The sequence below is a fragment of the Peptoniphilus sp. genome, from assembly GCF_034090345.1.
Lineage (GTDB): Bacteria > Bacillota > Clostridia > Tissierellales > Peptoniphilaceae > Peptoniphilus.
On record NZ_JAXDSS010000138.1, the window covers coordinates 1 to 1942 of the forward strand.

Sequence of the window (1942 nt, forward strand, 5' to 3'; positions counted from 1 at the left end):
AAAAATTTAATTGGAGAAGTTGGAAAAGGTTATTCAATAGCCATGCAAACTTTAGACCAAGCAAGAGCTTGGATGGGATGTATCGCAGTTGGAATTGCCCAAAGAGGAATAGATGAGGCTTTTAAATATACAAATGAGAGAGAACAATTTGGAAGACCTGTAATAAAATTCCAAGCACTTCAATTTAAATTGGCAGATATGGATATAAAAACTGAAACAGCAAGACAAATGGTTGCTTGTGCATTAAATAGAATGGATGAAGGACTATCTTTTAGTAGAGAATCAGCTATAGCTAAGTGTTATGGTTCTGATATAGCTATGCAAGTAGCATCTGATGCAATTCAATTATTTGGCGGATATGGATATAGTAGAGAATACCCTGTTGAAAAATTATTAAGAGATGCAAAAATTTTCCAAATATTTGAAGGAACTAACGAAATTTTGAGAATTGTAGTTGCAAATAACATGATGAGAGGTTAAATATGAATATTTTAGTTTGTATTAAAGAAGTTCCAGATGATTCTGTAGATGTTAAGGTAGAATCAGGACTACCTATCATAGATGAAATAACACCGGTTATTAATGCATTTGACACATACTCATTAGAAATGGCAGTTAGATTAAAAGAAAAATTGGGTGGAAAAGTAACCGTGGTTTCGATAGGAAATGAAGAAGTAAAAAATTCTCTTAAAAATTGCCTAGCCGTTGGAGCTGATGAAGCTGTTCTTGTAAAATATGATGATTATAAAAATTTAAATTCAAGAGATGTTGCAACTGCACTTAAGGAAGCAATTTGTAAATTAGAGATAGATGAAAAATTTGATTTAATCTGCTTAGGAAAAGAATCCACAGACACTCAATCTTCTTCAGTGGGGATATATTTATCTGAAGAACTAAATGTTGGGGTTATAACAAATGTTATTGAAATGGAAGTAAATAATAATTTGTTAGAAGCAAAATCACAAACAGATTTTGGATACAGAATAATAGAAACTAAACTACCAAGTGTAGTTACTATTAATAAACCGGATTACGACCCAAGATACCCTACTATAAAGTCTAAAATGGCAGCTAGAAGAAAAGAAATTTCTGAAATTGAGATAGAAATTATACCAAATGATAATTTTACAATAATATCCAATTCAGAGCCTCCAAAGAGACAATCAGGAATTAAAATTCAAGAAGAAGAGATTGAAGACAGCGTAAAAAAAGCCATAGAAATAATGGTACAAGAAAAAGTTCTTTGAGGTGTAATATGACAAAAGATTTTTTAATATATTTGGAAACAAAAGAAAATAGCCCTATAAAACCAAGTCTTGAAGTTCTATCTAAAGCATACGAACTTTCAAGAGAACTTAACTCAAAAGTAATAGCAGTTGTAATAGGCAAAAATTCTGATACTTCAATGTTGGCGTCAAACGGGGCGGATTTAGTAATCAATGTAGAAAGAGAAGAATTTAACGCAAGAGATTACGCCGGTATAATTTCAAAAATCGCAATAGAAAAAGATGTGAAATATGTTTTGATGGCAGCAACATTAGATGGGAAAGATATATCAGCACACACAGCATTTAAATTAGATTCAATTTCAGTTACAGATGTACAAGCAATAGAAGTTGAAGAAGATGATATTAAATTTATATATCCAACTTATGGATCTACTGTGCTTACAGAATCTAAGATAAAATCTGAAAAGTTTCAAGTGGCAAATATTAGATTAGGTTCATTTGAAAAAAAAGAAAATTTAAATGACTCAGCAAAAGAAGAAAATATTGAAATAGAAAGAGAAAATTTAAAAACTAGTATAAAGAGTATCTTTGAAGAATCTCAAGGAACAATAGCGTTAGAAGATGCAGAGATTATAGTTACTTGTGGAAGAGGGGCTTCAAAAGGCGAAGGATATGAGCTGGTAAATGAATTAGCCAAAATATTAAAAGCGCCT

3 protein-coding genes are annotated in these 1942 nt (G+C 31.1%); all 3 read left to right on the forward strand.

Going from position 1 to position 1942, the window contains the following annotated elements; genetic code table 11:
* Positions 1-480, forward strand: a 480-nt coding sequence (locus tag SOR77_RS10190) for an acyl-CoA dehydrogenase family protein (protein WP_320636987.1), incomplete at its 5' end; no start/stop codon positions are given.
* A 2-nt stretch (positions 481-482) separates the two neighbouring features.
* Positions 483-1247, forward strand: coding sequence for an electron transfer flavoprotein subunit beta/FixA family protein (locus SOR77_RS10195; protein ID WP_320636988.1), 765 nt, complete (start codon positions 483-485; stop codon positions 1245-1247).
* An 8-nt stretch (positions 1248-1255) separates the two neighbouring features.
* A partial coding sequence (locus SOR77_RS10200) for an electron transfer flavoprotein subunit alpha/FixB family protein (RefSeq protein ID WP_320636989.1) occupies positions 1256-1942 on the forward strand: 687 nt, incomplete at its 3' end.

Excerpts from the sequence above, each read along its gene's own strand:
- SOR77_RS10195 (WP_320636988.1), top strand. The coding sequence starts at position 483 with ATGAATATTTTAGTTTGTATTAAAGAAGTTCCAGATGATTCTGTAGAT.